Raw genomic sequence first — 20,896 nt, forward strand, 5'->3', positions numbered from 1 at the left:
GCGGCGGCGGGCCGTTCAGAGCAGGTGCTTCGAGCGCAGGTAGTTCCTGGCGACGTCCTCGGGCAGCCGCCGCCAGCTGTCCACCTGCTCATTGAGCGACGCCAGGTCCTTGGTGGTCAGTACGGCGTTGAGCCGGTCGAGCGCGCCGGTGACACCGCGGCTCCCTGCGCGGGACCGGTTGACGACGGGCACGATGCAGTCGGCGTTCTGCAGGTGCTTGTCGTCCCGGAGGATGACGAGGCCGAAGGCGCCGAGGGTGGCGTCCGTGGTCGTCGTCAGCACCATCTGGTCCTGCCCGTTCTGCACCGCCTGTTTGGCCGGGGTGGTGCCGACGCCCTTGGGGTCGATCCCGGTGATGCGGATGCCGTACGTCTTCTTCAGCCCGGGCTCGCAGTAGGGACGCTGGACGCATTCGTCACCGGCGGCGAGCCTCACCGGGAGTCCGGACTTCCCCAGATCGCTGAGGGTCTTCAGATGGTGCCGTGCGGCATAGGCCGCGGTGACCGCGTAGGCGTTCTGGTCGACGGCCCGTCCCGGATTCAGGACCGTGAGACCGCGCGGTGTCGCCAGGCCGCGCAGAGCCTTCATGGTGGCCTTGCGGTCGGGCGATCCGGCGGGCGGCGCCCCTGAGCCCTTCACCTTGGTGTTCAGCCAGTCGGCGAAGGTGGCGGCGTACTCCGGCACGACGTCGATCTGTCCGCTCTCCAGGGCCGGTTCGTAGAGTTCCCTGTTGGTCACGGACAGGATGCCGGTGCGGTATCCGGCCCGGTGCAGCAGCAGCGCGTACATCTGGGCGAGCAGATCGCTCTCGGTGAAGCCCGCGGTGCCGATGGTCAGCTGCTTGCTGTCGCCGGGCGGCGCCGTGACCGTTCCGCGGTTCTCCAGTGCGGGGCCGGTGGTGCAGGCCGTGACTGTGAACAGGAGCGATCCCAGCAGCAGCCGGGTTCCGGCCCGGCGCGCCCTCACTCCGTACTGCCTCTCGCCCACGCGGGCGCCAGCCGCTGGCCGACCACGAACACCGCCTCCACCAGCAACGCGAAAACGGCTACCAGCAGCGCGCCCGCCACCACCTGCGGCGTGGAGGCGAGATTGAAACCGGCGGTGATGATGCGTCCGAGACCGCCACCGCCGGCGAGCGCCGCGAGGGTGGCCGTGGCGACCAGCTGTACGGCGGCGATCCGCATCCCGGTGAGGATCAAAGGCGACGCAAGCGGCAGTTCCACGTGAAACAGCAATTGTCGCCCTGTCATGCCCATCCCCCGGGCCGCACTGACCACGTCCTGGTCGACCTCGCGCATCCCGACATAGGCGTTGGTGAGCAGCGGCGGTACGGCGAAGAGCACCAGCGCGATGATGGTCGGCCATTCACCGTGCTTACCGAGCGGCGTGAGCAGCAGCAGGACGAGCACGGCGAAGGTGGGGACGGCACGTCCGACGTTGGAGATGTTGACGGCGAGCGCACCTCCTTTGCCGATGTGACCGAGCACCACGGCGACCGGCAGCGCGATCAGGCAGCTCAGCGCGAGGCAGACGACGGTGAGGTAGATGTGCTGGGTGATCCGGTGGGTGATTCCGTCGCTGCCGGACCAGTTGGCCGGGCTGGTGAGCCAGGACCAGGCGGAGGAGAGCGTGCTCATACGCGGGTCCATGGTGTGAGCAGCCGTTGCACACCGAGGAGTACGAGGTCGGCGGCGACGGCGATGAGCACGCAGAGCACGGAGGCTGTCAGCACCTGGGCCCTGAAGTAGCTGTTCATCCCGCTGTAGATGAGGTTGCCGAGACCGCCGTATCCGACGATGGCGCCCACGGTGACGAGTGAGACGGCCGAGACGGTCGCGATACGCAGTCCCGCCATCGCGGCGGGGAGCGACAGCGGCAGCTCGACGGCGAGCAGCAGCCGGATCGGCCCGTATCCCATGCCCCGGGCGGCCTGCCGGGTCTCCTCTGGCACGGCGCGCAGCCCGGCGAGGATGTTCCGCACCAGCAGAGTGAGCGAGTAGAGGACGAGCCCGGCGATCACCAGCGAGGCGGAGAGCCCGTACACCGGGAGGAGCAGCGAGAACATCGCAAGGGACGGGATCGTGTAGAGCACGGTGGTGATCCCGAGCGCCGGACCTGCGGCCCACCGCCAGCGACGCGCCGCTACGGCGAGGGGGACGGCGAGCAGCAGCCCGACCAGCACGGAGACGGCCGTCAGCTGGACGTGCTGGAGGGCTGCGTCCCAGAGGATGGACTTGCGGGTCGACAGATACGCACCACAGATCCACTCATTGCGCGCGAGGCAGTCGTGCGGAGGCGCGGTCATCCGTCCATTGGAGTCCGACGCCGGGGGCGGTGCCCGCCCTGATGGCCCGTTCGGGTGTGCGGAGCGGGACGGTCAGGAGCCCGGGACACCCGGGGCCGTAATCCGTCCGGGGCGTCCGGGGCCAGGATGAACGCGGTTCTCAGCGACCTGTCAGGGCCACAGCAGGCACTTGTCCCATCCCTCCCCGTTCCGGTGGTAGTTGAGCCGGGTGTGCCGGCGGTCGCCGTCCCCCTGCCAGAACTCGACGCTCTCGGGGCGCAGTGCGCAAAGCGTCCACTCCGGCGGGACGAGCCCCGGTTCGCGGCCGACCCGTTCCAGCGACTTACGGGTCGCCTCGTCCCGCTCCACCAGGTCCTGGAGCGGCCTGCTCTGGAGACCGAGCAGCGCCCCGGCACGGGCCGCCGGGGAGCGCGCGAGGAAGTCCGCCGCGCTCCGCTCGGCGGACTCGCCGGCCACCGGGCCCCGTACCCGTACCTGTCGCGCCTGGAGGGGCCAGTAGAAGGTGAGCGCGGCGCGCCCGCGTCCGGCCAGCTCCCGGCCCTTCGGACTCTCGCCGTGCACGGCGAACTTCCAGCCGTTCGCGTCCAGGCCCTTGAGGATCAGCACACGCGCGGCGGGATCCCCCTGGGCGTCCACGGTGGAGAGGGTCATCGCGTGCGGTTCGGGAACGCCTGCTGCCACTGCCCCCAGAAGCCATTCGGTGAAGAGCGCAGTGGGATCCGCCGGGGCGGCGCCCGGGTCGAACTCGGGCAGTTCCCCCGACAGGACGTCCAGGCCCCGGAGCAGCTCACGCAGCCCGTTCGCAGGCAGACTGCCCGCTCCCGATACGTCCGTGCCGCCGGCCTCCGCCGCTGTATCCGCGAGGTGCTGACCCACTGTCTCTCCATCCGTCCGCGTAGCCGTGCATTTAGTTCCGTAATGGAACATAACGCTGCCGGCGGTGGTTTCGCACGCCCTTGGCCACGAAGCCACAACTCTCGTGCCGAGCAGATCACTTGCGGTCGCGCCGGAGCGTACTTGCGGCCGCCTTCGCGTCCAGAGGTGTCATCGGATGTGCGGCGCCCCACCCCGGGTCTAGGTTGGGCAGCATGAGCAATCTCGATCGCCAGGCGACCCTCTCCGTCTGCGGCGGCCGCGGCTTCGTCCCGGGCGAGCCGGTCCGCGAACTTCTCAGCCCACGCAAGGTGAAACTCGGCGAATCGACCGAGGTACGCCGACTGCTGCCCAATCTCGGCCGCCGCATGATCGGCGCCTGGGCCTTCGTGGACCACTACGGACCCGACGACATCGCCGGCGAACCCGGAATGCAGATCCCGCCGCACCCCCACATGGGCCTCCAGACGGTGAGCTGGCTGCACGAGGGGGAAGTGCTGCACCGGGACAGCACGGGCAGCCTGCAGACCGTGCGCCCGGGCGAGCTGGGACTCATGACGTCGGGCCGGGCGATCAGCCACTCGGAGGAGAGCCCCGCCAAGCACGCCCGCTATCTGCACGGCGCGCAGCTCTGGGTCGCACTGCCCGGAGCCCACCGCACGGTCGAGCCGCACTTCCAGCACCACGCGAACCTGCCGACCGTGCAGGCCCCGGGTCTCACGGCAACGGTCATTCTGGGCGAACTCGACGGCACCCTCTCCCCCGGCACGACGTACAGCCCGCTGGTCGGCGCCGACCTGGCCCTCGCCGCGGGAACGGAGGCGGCCCTGCCACTGGATCCGGACTTCGAGTACGCGGTCCTGGCGATGTCGGGCGAGGCCTCCGTGGACGGCGTACCGGTCCAGCCCGGCTCGATGCTCTACCTCGGCTGCGGACGCACGGAACTGCCGCTGCGCGCGGTCTCCGACGCGGGCCTGATGCTGCTGGGCGGCGAGCCGTTCGCGGAGGAGATCGTCATGTGGTGGAACTTCATCGGCCGCTCCAACGACGAGATCACGCAGGCCCGTTCGGACTGGGAGGAGGGCACCCGCTTCGGTGAGGTCAAGGGCTACGACGGCGATCGGCTCACCGCCCCCGAACTGCCCCCCGTGGCCCTGAAGCCGCGAGGTCGGGTGCGTTGACCTGCACACATTCCGAACCTCGGACCGAAAAAGAGCGCCGAACACCGACTCCGGCGACAGACGCCCACGTGAAGTCCGGGCACGTCGCGGGGCGCACACGTCGTCGAGCGGAGTGAATCCCGCGCGATCGGCCTCCGTGCTCCAGGCTGTCACTTCGAGACGCTGCCCAACGAGCGGTCAGATGCGGCCGACCGGGACGTGGGGCCGCTGGATGTCCTCCGGACAGGCCGTGTACGACACGGCGTCCTCGTAGGCGATGGTGCCTGCCGCGACGAGGGCGTTGATGCTGGTCTCAAGAGTCTGCATGCCTTCACGGTGGCCGGTCGAGATCATGTTGCGGATCTGGCGAGTCTTGCCCTCGCGGATCAGGTTGCGGATCGCCGACGTGCCTACCAGCACCTCGAAGGCGGCCACCCGGCCCCCGCCGACCCGGGGGATGAGCGTCTGATTGAGGATGCCGACCAGGGTGTGCGCCAATTGCAGCCGGATCTGCGGCTGTTGCTCGGCCGGGAACACGTCGACGATGCGGTCCAGCGTCTGCGACGTGTCGTTGGTGTGCAGGGTGGCGAACACCAGGTGCCCGGTCTCGGCGATGGTCAGGGCCGCGGAGATGCTCTCCGGGTCGCGCATCTCGCCGAGGAGCAGGACGTCGGGATCCTCGCGCAGGGCCGAGCGCAGCGCGGCGGGGAACGAGTCGGTGTCGGTACCGACCTCACGCTGGTTGACCGCCGAGCGCTTGTGCCGGTGCAGGTACTCGATCGGGTCCTCAATGGTGAGGATGTGCACCGACCGGTGCGTGTTGACGTAGTCGAGGAGCGCCGCCAGGCTTGTCGACTTCCCAGAACCGGTCGGCCCGGTGACCAGCACGAACCCGCGCGGCATGCCCGCCCATCCGATGACGACCGGGGGGAGCCCGAGCTGCTCGGACGACGGCACGTCGAACGGGATGATCCGCAGCGCCAGCGCCGACGCGCCGCGCTGCACGAAAGCGTTCCCGCGCAGCCTGGCCTTCTCCCCCCAGCTGAACGCGAAATCGACCTGCTTCTCCTGGCGGAACCGTTCCGTGAGTTCCTCGCCCAGCACCCCGGTCACCAGGCGATCGACCTCCGGCTCGGTCAGCGCGGCCCCCTCGACCGGTCGCAGGGCGCCGTCGACGCGGAGGAACGGCGCCGATCCGGCGGTGAGCAGCAGGTCGCTGCCGCCCCGCTCCCACAGCTCACCGAGCAGGTGGTCAATGTTCGCGGAACTCGGCCCGGGCATGGTGGCCTCCAAGGTGGCGTGTTTGCTCATGGCAGGACCGTCCACTGCTTGACGGTGCCGGCGTGGCCGTCGAAGGACACGGCGGCCTGGACGAGCGGGCCGGACAGCAGGTCGATCCGGGTGCCGCCGAGGTGCTCGGTCGCGCCGCCGCTCCCGGCGGTGACGGTATAGGTCACGGTCAGCCCGGCCAGCTGGGAGGCTTTGGTCAGGCCACACGGTGCCAGGTCGACCTGGTCGGTCACCGGGCCGCTCGAACCGAGATGGACCGGCACGTCCAGTGAATTGTTGACGCCGGAGCAGGTGCTGCCGGTGAAGTCCACCGACATCTTCACCGACTCCACATCGCCGTCGTCGTGGTGCGCCATCCGCAGGACGACGTGGTCGAGCGGTCCGGTCGTGGCCGGTGCCGGCTGGGCGTAGCCGCCCAACGTGAGGGACGCCTGGCCACCGCCGGGGATGGTGGCGTCCGTTACGTCGACGGGCGCGCCGGGATCCGGGGGTGTGAACCTGGTGATCGCGGTGACCGACGCCGGTTTCGCGGTCACGGCCGGATAGGTCGTGAACAGCACCGGCTCCGGTGGGATTCCGATCACCGGACGGAGGTATCCGGTGGTCGGGCTGATACCGAGATCGATGGTCCGGGCGATGATGCCGCGGGTGACGACCTGCGAGCTGACCTGGCTCATCGACAGGTCGACGGCGGCGGTCGGCGCGTAGACGGTGCCGTTGATCACCAGGCGGCTGTGATCGGTCGTCGTGTCGGCGTCGTCGGCCGACTTCAGCACCGCGCAGCCGCTGCTCGCGGTGACGCAGCCGGACAGGGCCCTGATGGACGGGGCCCGGAACACGATGTCGAGCTCGACGCCGTCGAGCTGGTCGGTGGCGTCGGTACTGCCCTTGCCCAACGTCGCCGCATAGTCGACAGCGAGCTTCGACAACTGGTCGTCCTTCGTGACCCCGCAGGCTCCGAGGTCGACCACGTCGACACCGAGTGCCCCTTCATGGGCGGTCAGGGCATGGTCCGCGTCGCAGGCGGAACCGGTGCCGGAGACGGTCAGCGCGGCTGTGGGTGGCTCCGTCGGCGAGTGCGGTGCCGGGGTGGTGTCGTCGTCCTGGTGGGATACGCGCAGCTCGACCCTGTCGATCACCGCCCCCGCCGGCAGGGGCAGCGTCGCGAACGCGTCGAGCCGGATCGACGCCGACGGGGTGGCCGTGGCAAGCGTCGAGGTCGAGGTGGTGGTGTCGATCGCTTGCGCGTTCTTGGGGTTGAGGAACGCGGCGGCGGTGGGCGTCGCGGTGCTGGTCGCCCTGGTGGGCCGTACCGGGGTCGGGGGGCGGTAGGACAGTTCCAGGCTGACGCCGTCGAGCTGGTCGGTGGCGGTGGTGCTGCCGGCGCCGAGAGCGGCGGTGTAGGTCACGACCAGGCCGCTCAGTTGGGCGGGGTCGGTCAGTCCGCAGGTGGCGACCAGGTCCAGGGTGTCGGTGGTCAGGGCGTCCTGGTGCGCTGCGAGCTTCTGCGAGGTGGTACAGGAGTGGGGTAGGCCGGGCCCGGTCAGGGTGACCGCGACCTTCGGCGGCGGTCCTCCGGCCGCCCCGGGATCGTCGCGATGCGCGACGTGCAGCAGGGCCCCGTCCAGGACCGAGCCTGGCGTCACCCCAGGGGTGTCGTAACCGCCGAGGTCGATGGTGGCGGTCGGCCTGGTGACCGAGTCGAGTGTGGCGTGGGCCGTGTTGGCGCCGTCGATCGCCTTGGCGCTGCTCGCGGAGGTGAACGTCGTCGACTCCGCGCTCGTCGCCGGCCGGGGCGGCGGCGGGTCGTAGACGACTTCGAGCCATATGCCGTCCAGGGAATCGGCGCCCGCTGCGCCGCCCGCCTTCAGTCCGGCGGCGTAGGTCGCGGTCAGGCCGGTCAGCTGTGCGGGGTCGGTGATACCGCATGTCTTCAGGTCGACACGGTCGTCGCCCAGGCCGGCCCGCGCGGTGAGCGGCAGGTTGGTGCAACCGCCACCGCCGTCCCCGGGGGTGACGGTGATTCTGGGCGCCGCCGCGTCGCCGGTCTCCCGATGGGCCACCCGTAGCACGGCGGAGTCGATCGTCGACCCCGGCGGCAGGGGCGGCCGGCCGAACCCTCCCAGGGTGATCGAGGCGGACGGGACCGCCGTGGTCAGATCGGCGCCGGCCACCGATGGTGTCGGCTGCTCGCCGATCTCCAGGGCGTCGTTGGGATGGGTGCCGGTAGCGGTGAACCCGGTCGATGCGGTCACGGCGGTCGGCTTGAACGTGGTCGGTGTGCGGTAGGCGATCTCCAGCCAGATGCCGTCCAGGCGTTCCTTGGCGGAGGTGCCGTCGGTGTCCAGGGTGGCGGCGTAGGTCACTGCCAGGTCGGTGAGCCGAGTCGGGTCGGTGAGCCCGCACGCACCCAGCAGGTCGATCGGGGGATCCGTGGCGAGCGCCGTGTGCCGGGGCAGGTTGTCGGTGCGGCAGGTGTCTCCGCCGACGGCGGTGGTGACCTTCACCGCGCCGGGGGCGGTCAGGTCACCGTCGTCCTCGTGCCTGACACGCAGCTTCGCGCTGGTGATGACCGAGCCGGGCGGCACCTGCGGGGTGAAGCCGGCGAGCTGCATCGAGGCCGACTGACGTTTCGCCGGGTCGAGGACAGCGTCGGCCGTGCAGCTCGCGGTGCCCGTTGGCTGCGAACACCCGGGCAGGGTCGGCTGTTCGCCACTGGTCAGAGCGTGGCCCGGGTTGGCGAAGCCGGTGTTCGTGACCACCGCTGTCGGCTTCAGCGTGTGTGACGGCTTCGGCGGCTGGACCCCGTACACCGCCACCTGCTGCGCGTCCGGCGTCACCGGGGCGCACAGTTCGGCGTGTCCACGGTCGACCTGGAATCGGCTGCCGCCGCCCATCATGACCTCGACGCCTTCGGGCCGCGTTCTGTCGCAACCGCCCGGGCCGGGGATGGCCGGGCGGGCGGGGGCCCCGGGATCCCAGCCTGCCTGCGTGCCGCCGACCACGCTGACCGTGGGGTCGTCGACCGTCCAGACCGCGGTGCCGCCGGTGAAGGTGAAGTCGAAGTAGTAGATGCCCGGTTGCAGCCACACGACGACGTTGTGGCAATCGCCACCGGTGAGGCGGGTGAGAGCGCGGGCGTCGTCGTAGTAGCCGGGTTGCAACCGCACCAGCCAGGAACCGGCGTCGGGGCACGCGGGCACCGTCTGCCGGACCGGGACGGCCGTGGCGGGCGGGGTGTAGTCCGGGTCGGCGCCCACGACTTCGTCTGCGGGAGCCGATGGGGTGTCGTTGGCGCAGTCGTGCACGTACGGCGCCTGGGCCGGGGGCAGCTGGGTCTGTGACACGGCACTGGAGCAGTCGCCGACGGCGGACACGTCGCCGGACACCTTCATCGAGGCACCGGCGCCGGTGGTGATGTCCGAGTGGGAGAACACGCTGCCCTGCACGCGCAGACCGTGCGTGGTCACGTTGATGCCGTCCTTCGCCGTCCGGCCCATGCTGCGCAGCGCGTCCTGCGGTTGGGTCGCGCGCGCGGTTGCGGGAGACGCGTTGAGGGGGTCGCAGTGGACGATCATCTGCCGGCCGTTGATCGGCGGGCCGGTGTAGTCGGCGCACGGGTTGCCCTGCGAGAAGTTCTTGATCGCGAGCTGCGTGGCACCGTCCGCGCTGTAGCTCCGCTTGCCCTGGTCGACGTACACGCTCGCGGCTTTCAGTCCCGTACCGGCGAAGGACAGGACCGACACGGTGACCAGGCTGAAGACGACGACGAAGGCCAGCGCGAGGATCAGTGTCGCGCCCTGTTCGTCGCCGCGCAGGCGGCGCGGATTCAGGCGGCCGGTCATGACGAGCTCGATCGTCGGACGGCGGTGAGGGCCGTCGCGGGCGCGGCGGGGTCGCTCTGCACGGTCAGCGTTACCTCCATGGGCGGGGTGCACGAGGTCTCGGCACCGCAGCTCAGAATCACCGGATGGGTCGATGCGGGGTTGTCGATCCGGCCCAGCAACGTGGTGACGACACCTCCGTCGGTGCACTTCACCCGGTTGAGGGCGCCGGTCGGCCGGTCGTAGGTGTAGACGACGTCGGTGCCGGGCCGGCTCAGGTGGACGATCACGTCGGTGACGCCGCACGCCGGGTCGGTCGTGACGGTGTCCGCGCTCTGCACGTCGCCGTAGAAGTAGCGGTTGAGGGTGCCCAGCGCGCTGGTGGCGGCCACCCGCTTCTCGGTGCCCGCGGTGAACCGCAGTCCGAGGATGATCGCCTTGGGCAGCAGTGTCCCGATGATGCCCAGGATGACGATCGTGACCAGCAATTCGGTCAGGGTGAACCCCGACTCCGAGCGCACAGTCGGCTGTTGTGTCGTCATGACAGCATCGACTCCCGCTTGACCACTTCGAGCGTCGCGTCCCTGACGGGGTGTGGGCCGGTCTGGTGCACGGTGAGCGTTACCTTCTGCACTCCGGTGTCGGCCGTAGGGCAGGGCCGGCTGAACGCCCCCACCCCGTCCCAGTACTCGATCGTGACGGTCACGGTGTAACCGGTCGGCGGCGCCGGAGTCTCGTAACTACGGGCGCAGGACACGTACGGGTCGCTGACGACCTTCTCTGCGGCGCTGCGGATGACGGAATCGGCACTGGTCACCTTGTGCTGCGTCACCGAGCTGATGATCGCGGTGCCCATGCCCCCGAGGATCGCCACGAAGGCAACACCCATCAGCACCACGGCGACGAGAACCTCGACCAGAGTCTCGCCCTCTTCGCCGCGGTGACGTGAGTGGTGTGGGCGGCGTGCCAGGCCGGTCACTGGACGTTCACCTGGTTGTAGACGCCGTAGATCGCCGAGATGAGGGCGACGGCCACGAACCCCACGACGACCCCGATCATGATCACGACGGTCGGTTCGAACAGGCTGGTCAGCCGCTTGAGTTTGTGCTGGAGTTCCTTCTCGTAGAATTCCGACACGTTCTCAAGCTGGTCGTCGAGGGTCCCGGTCTCTTCCCCCACGCGCATCATCTGGGTGACCGCTCCGGGGAACAGCTTGGTGCGGGCGATCGGCCGGGAGATGCCGCCGCCTTCGAGCATCTCCACCTGGGCCGTCCCGATGGACCGTTCGTACACCCGGTTGTTGGCGCCCGAGCCGGCCAGGCTGAGCGCCTCCGTGATGGGCACGCCCGCCTTGATCATCGAGGTCAGGATGCGGCAGAACCGTTCGATGACCATGAAGCGGACCACGTCGCCGACCACCGGCGTCGCCAGCAGGAAACGGTCACGCAGTACTCGCCCCCGCTCGGTCCGCAGACCGGCGAGCACTGCCGCGACGAGAGCGACGAGCACGCCGATGATGACCGGATACCAGGCCGTGACGAAGTCGGTGAAGCCCAGCAGGATCCGCGTCGGCAGCGGCAGTTCCGCGTGGAAGGACGCGAAGAACACCTTGAAACGGGGCAGGACGAAGATGACGAGGATGAGGACGACCACGACGGCCAGACCCATGACCAGGATCGGATAGGTCAGGGCGGAGCGGATACTGCGCCGGCCCTCGACGTCGCGCTCGATGTAGCGGGCCAACTGGGCCATCACCACGTCGAGTTCACCGGTCGCCTCTGCCGAGCGGAGGACGGAGATGTAGAACGGGGGGAGCGCCGCGGTGTGGGCGGCCATCGCGGCGGCGAAGCTTTCGCCGAATCGCAGCGAGTCCATGACATCGATGAGCACCTTGCCCAGCTTCTTGTCCTTGGTCTCGGCGCGGATGATCTCCAGGGCGTCCAGGATGGGCACTCCGGCCTTGATGAAGGCGCCCATCTGGCGGGAGAAGTTGCTCAGCTCGACCAGGTTGATCTTCGCCGCGGTGAGTTCGAGCTGGAGCAGGTTGCGGCTCGCGGCGGTGACCGACTGCACGTCGTAGCCCTGCCGGGTCAGGCTGTCGGTCACGCCGTCGACACTGGAGCCCGTGAGCACGCCGGTGGCCCGCTTCCCGTCCGGGCCGACCGCGACATACTTGAAGGTGGCCATGCCGGTGCCTCCTGGTTTCCAGTGTCAGAGCTTCGCGTCGTCAGTGTTGGGGTGCGGCATCCAGCCGGCCGGACAGGACCTAGACCACGTACACGCTGGACATGATCTCGGCGATGGTCGTGACGCCCTCCTCCACCAGACGGACGCCTCCGTCCAGGAGACTGTCCATGTGCTGCTCGCGGGCGGCCCTGCGCAAGCTGTCGACCGGCGCTTGCTCGACGAGCATCCGCTTGACCGCGTCGCTCATCACGAGCAGTTCGAAGACGCCGATCCGCTCCTGGTAGCCGGTCCGGGAGCAGAAGTTGCAGCCCCGGCCCTGCCAGAACCCGGCGTCGGTCGACCCGCCGGCCTTTGCGAAGAAGGCCAGTTCGTCCACGCCCGGCTGGTAGGGCTCGCGGCACTGATCGCAGATCCGCCGCACCAGTCGCTGGCTGACCACGCCGGCCACCGTGGAGGTGATCAGGAACGGTTCGATACCCATGTCGGCGAACCGGTGCAGCGCGGAGCAGGCGTCGGCGGCGTGGATGGACGACAGTACGAAGTGGCCGGTGAGAGCGGACTCGACGGCGATCCGCGCCGTCTCGGCGTCCCGGATCTCGCCGACCAGGATCACGTCGGGGTCCTGCCGGAGTATCGAGCGCAGCCCGGTCGCGAACGAGACGCCCGCCTGGTCGTTGATCTGGATCTGGTTGACCGAGGGGACCACGTACTCCACCGGGTCCTCGATGGTGGTGATGTTGCGCTCGCTCTGGTTCAGCTCACCGAGCGTGGCGTACAGGGTGGTCGTCTTGCCGCTGCCGGTCGGTCCGCCGCAGGCGACCATGCCGTAGGGGGAGCGCAGCAGGGACGAGAACCGTGCGTAGGTCGCGGCCGGCATCCCGAGCTCTGCCAGCCGCAGCAGTGTGCGGTTGCTGTCGAGCAGCCGCAGTACCGCCTTCTCGCCCCAGATGGTGGGGGTGGTCGCGACCCGGATGTCGACCGACCTGCCGTCGATCTCGGTGGCGATCTGCCCGTCCTGCGGGCGCCGCCGGTCGACGATGTTCATGTTGGCCATGATCTTGATCCGGCTGACCAGGGACGGGCCCATGTTCTCCGGCAGGCTCAGCACGTCATGCAGCGCGCCGTCGATGCGGTACCGGACCCGGACCCGGTCGGCGTGCGGTTCGACGTGGATGTCCGAGGCCCGGTCGCGCAGGCCCTGGGTCAGCATGAGGTTGACCAGGTGCACGACCGGCGCGTCCTCGCTCACCACCCTGGCCCCGGAGTTGGCGTTGCGGCCGGTCTCGGTCGCCTCGAAGGCCTCGACCAGGCTGCTGACACCGGTCAGCGCCCGGTAGGTGCTGTCGATCGAGCGCCGGATGTCCGAGGGAGCCGCGATCGCCAACTGCACCCGATCCGGCGCGACGGCCCGGCCGACCTCGTCGAGCACGCGCGGGTCACCCGGGTCGCCCGCCGCGATCAGCAGCGTGCCATCGGCCCGCCGCACCGCGACGACGCCCAGCGAGCGTGCCAGCGCCTCCGGCACCCGGGCGGCCGCCTCGGGATCAGGTTCGCTCTGGTGCAAGTCGGCTACGGGTATGTCGAGTTGCACCGACAGCGCCTCGATCAGTGACCGCTCGTCGACCATGCCGAGTTCGACCAGGAGCGCGCCGAGTCGCTTGCCCGACGTCGACTGCTGCAGGAGCGCCTCGTCCACCTGCGCCGGGGTGAGCAGCCCGCGCTGCACCAGCAGTTCCCCAATACGCGGCCGCTTCTGCCCTGCGGGCGACGACTGCGCCGCGCCGGACGCCGCGTCCTCGACCGGTTCACCCGCCGGGACCGGAGACGGCGCCGAGCCGCGCGCCCCATCGGGCAGGGTGCCGTCCTCGCCCGCAGGGCTTGTCGTCTCCGCGCGGCGCCGGAGAAGCCGACGATTCGCCAAGGCACCCACCCCTTTCGTGCATCCGGAACAACGGCCGTGTATGCGCCGCGAGTGCACCCCGCAGTACTGTCAGCCGCTGATTAGTCAGCCGGATGCTACAGCACACCACTGCACTGCCATCCGCGTCGCCTCTGCGGCGACCGCCGGATTCGCCCCTTGTAAGTCCACTGTCCGGTAAGTAGTCTGCCGCTGATTAATCAGGCTGTTACTATCGCCCGGTTTTGCTTGCACCGGGTCGCCGTAGAGGGAGAAAGATGTACACATACCTGCAAGGCAGGTTGCGCCAGCGAATGCGTGCACTGAACGAGACCGCGGAAGCCGGCTTCACACTGATCGAGCTTCTCGTGGTTATCGTGATCCTCGGCATCCTGGCCGCCGTCGTCGTCTTCTCCGTCCGTGGCATCAACGACAAGGGGCAGGGCGCGGCGTGCAAGACCGACCAGTCCACGGTCCAGACTGCTGAAGAGGCGTACTTCGCCAACAACAGTAAGTACGGCAGCATGGACGATCTGGTGAGCGGTGGGTTCCTGTCCACGGCTTCCCAGTGGTACGAAGTCACGCTGAAAAGCAATGAAACCGATCTTGCCGTCACGGCGATACCCGGCAAGCCCTGCGCCTCCTGATCAGGGGAGTCCTCGCCGACGCCGCCGACCGGAGGTCCTCAGCCGGCCGTGCTTCGCCGGGTGGCAGCGCAAGCGCCACTTGGTGAACCGCGGCCGGTGGCCGGCGGCTTCGCCGGAACTGCCCTATGCCTGAACCACCTTGCGGATGCAGGGGCCGGTCGCGGGGCGGGTCGCAGAGACCTGGAATTCCGGTCCGGTCCACCCGCTGGGTGCCGGTAGCGACCAGCACGCACGGTACGGAACCATTGCGCCCATGCCATACACATTTGTCATGATTATTGGCCTGCTGGGGCTCGCGGTGGGGTCGTTCCTCAACGTCGCCGTCTCCCGGGTGCCGGCCGGCCGCTCGGTCGTACGGCCCCGCTCCGCCTGTCCGCGATGCGCCACGCCGATCGCGGCCCGGGACAACATCCCCGTCCTCTCCTGGCTCCTGCTGGGCCGGCGCTGCCGCGCCTGCCGGGTTCCGATCCCCGCGCGCTATCCGCTCATCGAAGCGCTTACCGCGATCCTGTTCATCGCCGAGGCGCTGCGCTTCGGCCGGTCGGAAGTCCTACCGGCCCAACTGGTCTTCACCGCAGGGCTGTTGGCCCTGGCCGCCTGTGACGCCGAACAGTTCCTGCTCCCTCGGCGGCTGATATACCCGACTCTCGGGCTCACCGCCGCCTGCCTGCTCGCGGCAGCGGCGGTCACCGGCCAGTGGCATCGGCTCGGCGTGACAGCGGCATGCGGAGTGGGCGCATTCGCTGTCTTCTTCGCCCTGCACTGGCTGCGGCCGGCCTGGCTCGGATTCGGTGACGTGCGCCTGGCCGGCTTGCTCGGCACGGGGCTGGGCTGGCTCGGTCCGTGGTATCTCGTCTTCGCGCTGCTGGCCGGCAGCGTCGTCGGGTTGCTGGTGGGTATCGCGCTCATGGCGGCGGGCCGAGCGACCCGCCATACCCGCCTCCCCTTCGGTGTGTTCCTCACCGCCGGCGCCATCGCCGCGATTCTCGTCGGCGCCCCTGTCATCCACTGGTACGAGAGCGTGAGTGACCCGTACGCGATGGGTGCGCCGCACACAACGGTCCGCCACCGGCCATAACCACCCGGGCCGGACGTCAGCCGCGGGCCGGTTTGCCGGTTGCCGCTACCGGCGGACCCGCACGCCGCTCAGGGTGACTACAGCGCCGCGAGCTGCCTGGGTACCGCAGCGAACACCGTCGGCGACCGCATACCCTGGTGACCATGGGACAACCTGATCTGCCACTCGCCGAGTGGATCGTGCTCGCACTCATGGCTGAACGGCCCAGCCACGGCTTCGCCATCGCAGCCCTCACCGCGGAGGGCGCGGAAATCGGTGAGTTCTGGTACATCTCAAGACCCATGGTCTACCGGTCGATCACGCGACTGGTCGAGCGCGGACTGATCACGCCGGTCGGCACCGAGGAAAGCGATCGCGGACCGCAGCGCATGATCTACGCCACCACCCGCTCGGCGAAGATGACGGTCAGCCGGTGGCTCAGCGAACCCGTGGTCAAACTGTTCGACATCCGCGCCGAGCTCACGAGCAAGCTTCTGCTGCTCCAGCGTCGCGCCAGCAGCCCGGCTCGCCTGGTCGAGCGCCAACGGGACGTCATCGACGAGATCGAGGAGTCGCTGCGCGCCAAGGAGCACGCCGGCGACTACCTCGTCCGTGCGATCTATGCCTGGCGGCTGGAACACGTCCGCGCCGCGCGCCGGTTTCTCGACGCCGTCGACGTCGACTCGGCGCAGCCGACGGTCAAGACCGGCTGACGTCACGCTCGTGGCATCCTCGCCCAGGCGTCCACGTCACCGCTGCGCGTGGACGGACCGGCGAGACGGCTCGGCGATCACCATCGCAATCGCCGACCCCGCGACGTTCGAGCCGGCGTGCGCAAGGCCTGAGCAAGTGGGTCTTCTGGACAGGGGATGAACCGGGGGTCGGCGTCGCCGCGGGATGCGCACGTCGGCGGTCCTGCCGCCGATCGGCAGGGGGACCGCCCCGACGGGGATCAGCGAGCCGGGACCGTCGGCGGGCGATGTTCGCGCCTGGCCGACGGTCCGTTGCCCAGTGCTCCGGACTGCCTAGTAGCCGTAGGCGGCGAGGGTCGTCTGGATGTTGGTGTTGCTGTCCCACGTGGCGTTGAACAGGTCGTCCCAAGCGGCCGCTGCGCCCGCGTTGCCGCCGTTCAGGGCGACGCCGTACTGCTCGATGTTTCCGTAGACGGAGTACGCGCTCGGATCGACATCGGTCCACGTGTTGGGGTCATTGCCCGTGGTGCCGTTCAGTGAACTCGACGTCCAGCTCACGTGCATGACGTTCGACTTCGCGACAAGACCCAGCTGGGTGTTTCCCCCGGCGTTGGCCGTCACCGCGCCACGTACCTGGCTGATCCCTGATTCCAGGCGCACCTTGCACGCGGTACCCGCGCTGTCGCACGCGCTTCCGGTGAACACGTTCTGGCCGGCCCCGCTGGTGACCCACGAGAACCCGTTCTGGATCAACGCCTGCTTGGACGCCGCACCGAACGGTGCGGAAGCCGGGTCGGCGACCGCGATCCGGTGTCCACTCGTCGCGAGCCAGCTCACCACCCCCGGTATCGTCGTGGGCGCGCCGCCGGAGACCGGCGATGCGTCACACCGGGGCGACTGGGCCTTGCCGTTACCGCTGCCATTGGCGTCCGCGCCGGACGCCAGCGGCGGAGTCCCGGCGTTGGACGGGTCATCACCGTGAGTTGAGCCCGCCCAGCTGCCGCTGCAGCTGTAGATCGCCAGGTGCCCGATGGCCACAGCATGCTTGCTTGAGATCGTGCCGTTGCACTCGACGCTCCCGCTCGCCGTGCACGTCCCACCATCCGCGGTCGGGATCACCGCGTCCGCGTTGGTTTCGTCCGCCGACAGGAACGCGTCAATGTGCAAAGGCCCATTGACGCAGTTGTTCGACGACGACGGATCGCACGTGGTGTAGGGGCCGGCGCTCTTCAGCTGCTGACGCAGGCTGCCCGACGTGATCCCCCGCATCGTCGACGTATCGATTGTCGGCTTGTTCCAGAACCCGCCGACCTGCGATGCACCATTCGCCGTGAACGCCGTGAACGACCCACCCGACTCGATCGCACCCTTCATGTCCGTCACCGCGGGGTACATGTTGTTCGCGATACCGACTTGCGAATCCGTCGAGGCGAACACGGTTGGTGCCGTGGCGCCGATGAGCGCTGTCGCGAGGGCACCCACAGCGAAAGCGTTCCGTACCCGGCGCATCGCGGTGAAGCCGGAGTTCGGGCCACTCCGAGTGTGTCTGGGTCTTAGTTGCATCTGCTACTCCTCGTTGATCCGGTCGGCGGCGACTGCCGCACGGGCACCCTCCTGGCAGGAGTGGGCAGATGTCCGAGAACTCCTGAGCATCTGCGTGGTTCCCCGACATGACGGTGCCTCACACGCCTAGATGGTGCTCACCTGACGACCCAGTAGTCAATGATTGACAACCAGGTCCGCTGTGTATGTAATGCACCTATCCAGCCTGCGGCGGGCCGGCGGCCGTGTGCCGTCGGCCCGCCGCAGGACGCGTGGGAGGGGCTGGCGGCACGATGGGCAGAGGCGTCTAATGGCACTGTTGAGCAGACTTTCGCGCTCGCGCACGATCAGGTGGGGCGGGCTGGGTCTCGCGGTGGTTGCGGTAGCGCTCGTCGTTGTGGCGTTTGTGCGCGGTGGGTCGGACGGGGCCGCCTCAGCCCAGAAACCCGACCCCGAGTGGTGCACGCCGGGCACCCAGCGCAGCGCGCTCTGCCCGCACAGCAAGGTGTTCGCCCCCAAGGAATACGCCATCCACGGCAACGCCTTCGCGTGCATCAGTTTCGCCAGTCAGGCGGATGCCCAGGCGGTGCTGCGGGCCAACCCGAGCGATCCGAATCACCTTGATGACGGAGGCGGCGTCGCGTGCCGTGGACTGCCCGAACCGCGCGACACCAAACCGGTTCCTCGCATCGCACAGCACTTCGCGTGCCGTCCTGGCGACACTCGCAGCGCGCTCTGCCCGCAGCGGAAGCGGCCCTTCGACGCCCGTTACTTCCTGCGCTACGGCGATGACGCCTACGACTGCTCGGACTTCGCCAGCCAAGCGGACGCGCAGGCCGTCCTGCGTTTCGCACCGGCCGACCCGAATCACCTTGACGGCGACGGCAAGGGCATCGCCTGCCGGGACCTGCCGGGACCCAAGGACGTCAAGCCCGTGCGACGGGGAACACCGTGACGCGGCGAGGGCTCGCGCGTGTGCTCGGGCTGGACGTGACCCATCGATTGAAGGAAGCCCCGACTGCCATGACATCGGACCATCGCCGGTTCTCATCGCGCGCCAGAAGCCAGGACGGCTTCACACTCATCGAGTTGCTCGTGGTCATCGTGATCCTCGGCGTTCTCGCCGCCATCGTGGTGTTCTCCGTCAGGGGCATCGGCGACAAGGGCCACAAGAGCGCGGTCTCCGCGGAGGCGACTACGCTGCGCACAGCGGAAGAGTCCTACTGCGCGAAGTACGGACACTACGGGACAGCCGATGATCTGAAAGATGACGGGCTGCTCTCCGGTGTCCCGGGCTACAACATGGTGGTGGTCGGTGAGGAAAACAAGTGCGGTCGAGGCGAAAAGTCGTCGTTCGCGCTGAATGACATCTCCGCACCGACGGAGGGCGGAGCGGACGCCATCAAGGCGGGCACGAATCCGACCGACCTCACGGTCGACGAGAAGGCCAATCGCGTGTACGTCGTGGCTCAAGGAAGCAACGACGTGACCGTGATCGACGGCAAGACCGACGCCGCGATCGGTGAACCGATTGATGTTTCCAGCGCTGTGTCGAGCCCAACCCGCATCGCGGTCGACTCCGGCACGGGGCGGGTCTACGTCGGGGGTACGGGCGGCGTCGCGATCATCGACACGAAGAACGCCGATCAAGTGACCCACGTCAGCGGCTTTGCTACGACCGTCGCTGGTCTGGCCGTCTCCCCTGAGAACGGCGAGGTCTATGTCGGCGGCGGTAGCGCAAGCACCTCGGCGGTCGCCTATATCTCGGCCGGAAGCTCGTCGGCGAAGGCGATCACACTGCCCGCTCTCGGACTTGCGAGCATTGTCTCCTTTTCCTTTGACTCCGTGCACCACGCGGTGTATCTCGCCAAGCAGGGTTTTGGCAGCGGCGCGAATGCGACCATCGGCCTCTTCGCCATCTCGTCGCAGACCCACGAAGCCAGGATCGCGGCGCAGTTCGAGACGACGACGCAATACTGCGGCACCAACGCCGGGAACGTCCTTGTTACAAACTCCCTTCGTGGCATCACCGCTGTCGATCCCGTCCGCAACCGGGTCTACCTCCCTGCCAGGAGATGCGTTCCGAACCCCTCGGGCGGGTTGAGTATCGTCGCAACAACGATCGCCATCAACCCCAGCAACGGCAGTTCGACAGCGATCAACGACCCGGTGGGAACGCCCTACATTGCCCAATCCGTGGTGTACAACCCCGTGGCAGGGTCGGTCTACGTCTACTTGGCCGGTGGGTCTGGAGGGAATTGCGGCGGTGGTGGTGGCCGCATCGACCGAATCGTCGGGACGAAGGTCACGGGGGTGGCACCAGCCTGCTCACAGTCAACTGCCACCGGGAACAATGATCACAAGCTCACCGTGCTGAGAGACTTGAACAGGATCTTCTTCGCACAACAAAATTACGACGGAGCGCCGGGCGGCCTCGGGGTGGCCGACGGCAGCACGCTGCTGGGTAGTGCTTCCCTCGACGCGGGGTCCCAGTTCGGCGCGGTGGCCACGAACAACACTACGGGGAAGGTGTATGCGGTCGATCCGGCGAACGGAACTGTCGCGGTGTTTCGGACAGGATCGGCCTAGAACCATGGCAGACCAGCCACGCACCATCCACAAGGGCCCGGACCGCCGGCTACGACCGGGGCGTCGTACCTCCATCGTGGCGGTCAGCGTGATCGCGGCGATCACGCTGACCGCGTGCGGTGACAACGGACCCCCGAAGCATGCGTTCGACGTCGCTCCGTATGTGCACAAGGGGCACGTGGTCGACTGCGACGCGTTCAAGACCCAGGCCGACGCGCAAGCGGTGCTGCGAGCGGACGCACTCGACCCGAACGCGCTCGACCGGGACGGCGACGGCATCGCGTGCCCGAACCTGCCCGAGCCGACGGACAAGAAGCCGGTCCACCGCGACTTCATGACCGACAAGGACGGTGCGCCGATCATCGAGCCGCTCAAGCCGCGGCCGACGTAGCAACAGGGGATGCTCACCGAACCGGAGCGGAGACCACAAGTGCGAACGAGTGCCCGGCGGGATCGGAGTACATGCGGACGTCGTGTCGGCCGCCGTTGTTCTTGGTGTCGAGGGGCCGCGCACCGAGGCCGATCGCCTCACGTTCGGCCTCGTCCATATCGTCCTGGGACACCAGGATGCGAAGGTGCGCCTGGGAGGCGTCATCGGGCCGCGGCCAGCTCGGCGGAGCGTAACCGTGGTCCTTGCGGACCGCCAGATGGACGCCGTCGTTCCCGATGACCTCCATGACGTCGGGGTCGGCCCCCATACGTGCTTCGGCTCCGAGCAACTGGGCGTAGAAGTCGGCCAGTTCTGCCTGCTCCGAACAGTCGAGTACAAGCACAGTCGTTTTCGGAACTCCCATGGTCCTCCTGCTTTCGGTCTGTGGCGCATCCCTGTTCGC

The 20,896-nt window shown here is 68.7% G+C and carries 19 protein-coding genes; 7 read left to right on the forward strand and 12 right to left on the reverse strand.

Features of this window, described 5'->3' with window-relative positions; genetic code table 11:
* Positions 1–15: 15 nt before the first annotated feature.
* From OG385_RS34895 to OG385_RS34910, 4 genes are all read right to left on the reverse strand, one after another.
* Entirely contained in the window at positions 16–966 is a 951-nt protein-coding gene (locus OG385_RS34895) for an ABC transporter substrate-binding protein (protein WP_266862184.1), read from the reverse strand.
* Entirely contained in the window at positions 963–1,637 is a 675-nt protein-coding gene (locus OG385_RS34900) for an ABC transporter permease (RefSeq protein ID WP_266861951.1), read from the reverse strand. Before OG385_RS34900 ends, OG385_RS34895 begins: the two co-directional genes overlap by 4 nt.
* Complete coding sequence (locus OG385_RS34905; RefSeq protein ID WP_266861953.1) at positions 1,634–2,305, reverse strand: ABC transporter permease; 672 nt, start codon at positions 2,303–2,305, stop codon at positions 1,634–1,636. The genes OG385_RS34900 and OG385_RS34905 overlap by 4 nt, the downstream gene beginning before the upstream one ends.
* Positions 2,306–2,455: 150 nt before the next feature.
* Positions 2,456–3,115, reverse strand: a complete 660-nt coding sequence (locus OG385_RS34910) for a pyridoxal 5'-phosphate synthase (RefSeq protein WP_266862186.1) — start codon at positions 3,113–3,115, stop codon at positions 2,456–2,458.
* A 278-nt stretch (positions 3,116–3,393) separates the two neighbouring features.
* Between OG385_RS34910 and OG385_RS34915 the strand changes: the two genes are divergently transcribed.
* Entirely contained in the window at positions 3,394–4,359 is a 966-nt protein-coding gene (locus OG385_RS34915) for a pirin family protein (protein ID WP_266861955.1), read from the forward strand.
* Between the two features lie 177 nt (positions 4,360–4,536).
* Here OG385_RS34915 and OG385_RS34920 read toward each other — a convergent pair whose 3' ends face one another.
* The 6 genes from OG385_RS34920 to OG385_RS34945 form a co-directional block, all read right to left on the reverse strand.
* A complete protein-coding gene (locus tag OG385_RS34920; protein WP_323183960.1) occupies positions 4,537–5,649 on the reverse strand; it encodes a type IV pilus twitching motility protein PilT in 1,113 nt (370 codons plus the stop codon).
* The gene (locus tag OG385_RS34925; protein WP_266861957.1) at positions 5,646–9,473 is read right to left on the reverse strand and encodes a hypothetical protein; all 3,828 of its coding nucleotides are present in this window, start codon (positions 9,471–9,473) and stop codon (positions 5,646–5,648) included. The genes OG385_RS34920 and OG385_RS34925 overlap by 4 nt, the downstream gene beginning before the upstream one ends.
* Positions 9,470–9,994 carry a type II secretion system protein gene (locus OG385_RS34930; RefSeq protein ID WP_266861959.1) on the reverse strand — a complete coding sequence of 175 codons (525 nt, stop codon included), beginning with the start codon at positions 9,992–9,994 and terminating at the stop codon, positions 9,470–9,472. Before OG385_RS34930 ends, OG385_RS34925 begins: the two co-directional genes overlap by 4 nt.
* On the reverse strand, positions 9,991–10,431 hold the full coding sequence (locus OG385_RS34935; RefSeq protein ID WP_266861961.1) for a prepilin-type N-terminal cleavage/methylation domain-containing protein: 441 nt from the start codon (positions 10,429–10,431) through the stop codon (positions 9,991–9,993). Before OG385_RS34935 ends, OG385_RS34930 begins: the two co-directional genes overlap by 4 nt.
* The gene (locus OG385_RS34940) at positions 10,428–11,639 is read right to left on the reverse strand and encodes a type II secretion system F family protein (RefSeq protein ID WP_266861962.1); all 1,212 of its coding nucleotides are present in this window, start codon (positions 11,637–11,639) and stop codon (positions 10,428–10,430) included. The genes OG385_RS34935 and OG385_RS34940 overlap by 4 nt, the downstream gene beginning before the upstream one ends.
* A 79-nt stretch (positions 11,640–11,718) precedes the next feature.
* Complete coding sequence (locus OG385_RS34945) at positions 11,719–13,560, reverse strand: GspE/PulE family protein (protein WP_266861964.1); 1,842 nt, start codon at positions 13,558–13,560, stop codon at positions 11,719–11,721.
* 290 nt (positions 13,561–13,850) lie between these two features.
* On the opposite strand from OG385_RS34945, the gene OG385_RS34950 reads away from it, so the two are divergent.
* From OG385_RS34950 to OG385_RS34960, 3 genes are all read left to right on the forward strand, one after another.
* Positions 13,851–14,183, forward strand: a complete 333-nt coding sequence (locus tag OG385_RS34950; RefSeq protein WP_266861966.1) for a type IV pilin protein — start codon at positions 13,851–13,853, stop codon at positions 14,181–14,183.
* A gap of 253 nt (positions 14,184–14,436) precedes the next feature.
* Positions 14,437–15,261, forward strand: coding sequence for an A24 family peptidase (locus OG385_RS34955; RefSeq protein ID WP_266861969.1), 825 nt, complete (start codon positions 14,437–14,439; stop codon positions 15,259–15,261).
* A 143-nt stretch (positions 15,262–15,404) separates the two neighbouring features.
* Positions 15,405–15,953 (forward strand): PadR family transcriptional regulator, encoded by a 549-nt coding sequence (locus OG385_RS34960; protein WP_266861971.1) that lies wholly within the window; start codon positions 15,405–15,407, stop codon positions 15,951–15,953.
* Positions 15,954–16,265: 312 nt separating this feature from the next.
* Here the strand turns inward: OG385_RS34960 and OG385_RS34965 are convergent, their stop codons facing one another.
* On the reverse strand, positions 16,266–17,414 hold the full coding sequence (locus OG385_RS34965; protein ID WP_266861973.1) for a hypothetical protein: 1,149 nt from the start codon (positions 17,412–17,414) through the stop codon (positions 16,266–16,268).
* 379 nt (positions 17,415–17,793) lie between these two features.
* Here OG385_RS34965 and OG385_RS34970 point away from each other — a divergent pair, with 379 nt between their 5' ends.
* The 3 genes from OG385_RS34970 (at position 17,794) to OG385_RS34980 (ending at position 20,454) form a co-directional block, all read left to right on the forward strand.
* Positions 17,794–18,429: an excalibur calcium-binding domain-containing protein gene (locus OG385_RS34970; RefSeq protein WP_266861975.1), complete on the forward strand. Its 636-nt coding sequence runs from the start codon at positions 17,794–17,796 to the stop codon at positions 18,427–18,429.
* A gap of 68 nt (positions 18,430–18,497) precedes the next feature.
* Positions 18,498–20,063: a prepilin-type N-terminal cleavage/methylation domain-containing protein gene (locus OG385_RS34975; protein ID WP_266861977.1), complete on the forward strand. Its 1,566-nt coding sequence runs from the start codon at positions 18,498–18,500 to the stop codon at positions 20,061–20,063.
* Positions 20,064–20,067: 4 nt separating this feature from the next.
* Complete coding sequence (locus OG385_RS34980; RefSeq protein ID WP_266861979.1) at positions 20,068–20,454, forward strand: excalibur calcium-binding domain-containing protein; 387 nt, start codon at positions 20,068–20,070, stop codon at positions 20,452–20,454.
* Positions 20,455–20,467: 13 nt separating this feature from the next.
* Here OG385_RS34980 and OG385_RS34985 read toward each other — a convergent pair whose 3' ends face one another.
* Complete coding sequence (locus OG385_RS34985) at positions 20,468–20,857, reverse strand: VOC family protein (protein ID WP_266861981.1); 390 nt, start codon at positions 20,855–20,857, stop codon at positions 20,468–20,470.
* Positions 20,858–20,896: the final 39 nt, after the last annotated feature.

Origin of the sequence: Streptomyces sp. NBC_01306 (assembly GCF_026340465.1) — a bacterium.
Lineage (GTDB): Bacteria > Actinomycetota > Actinomycetes > Streptomycetales > Streptomycetaceae > Streptomyces.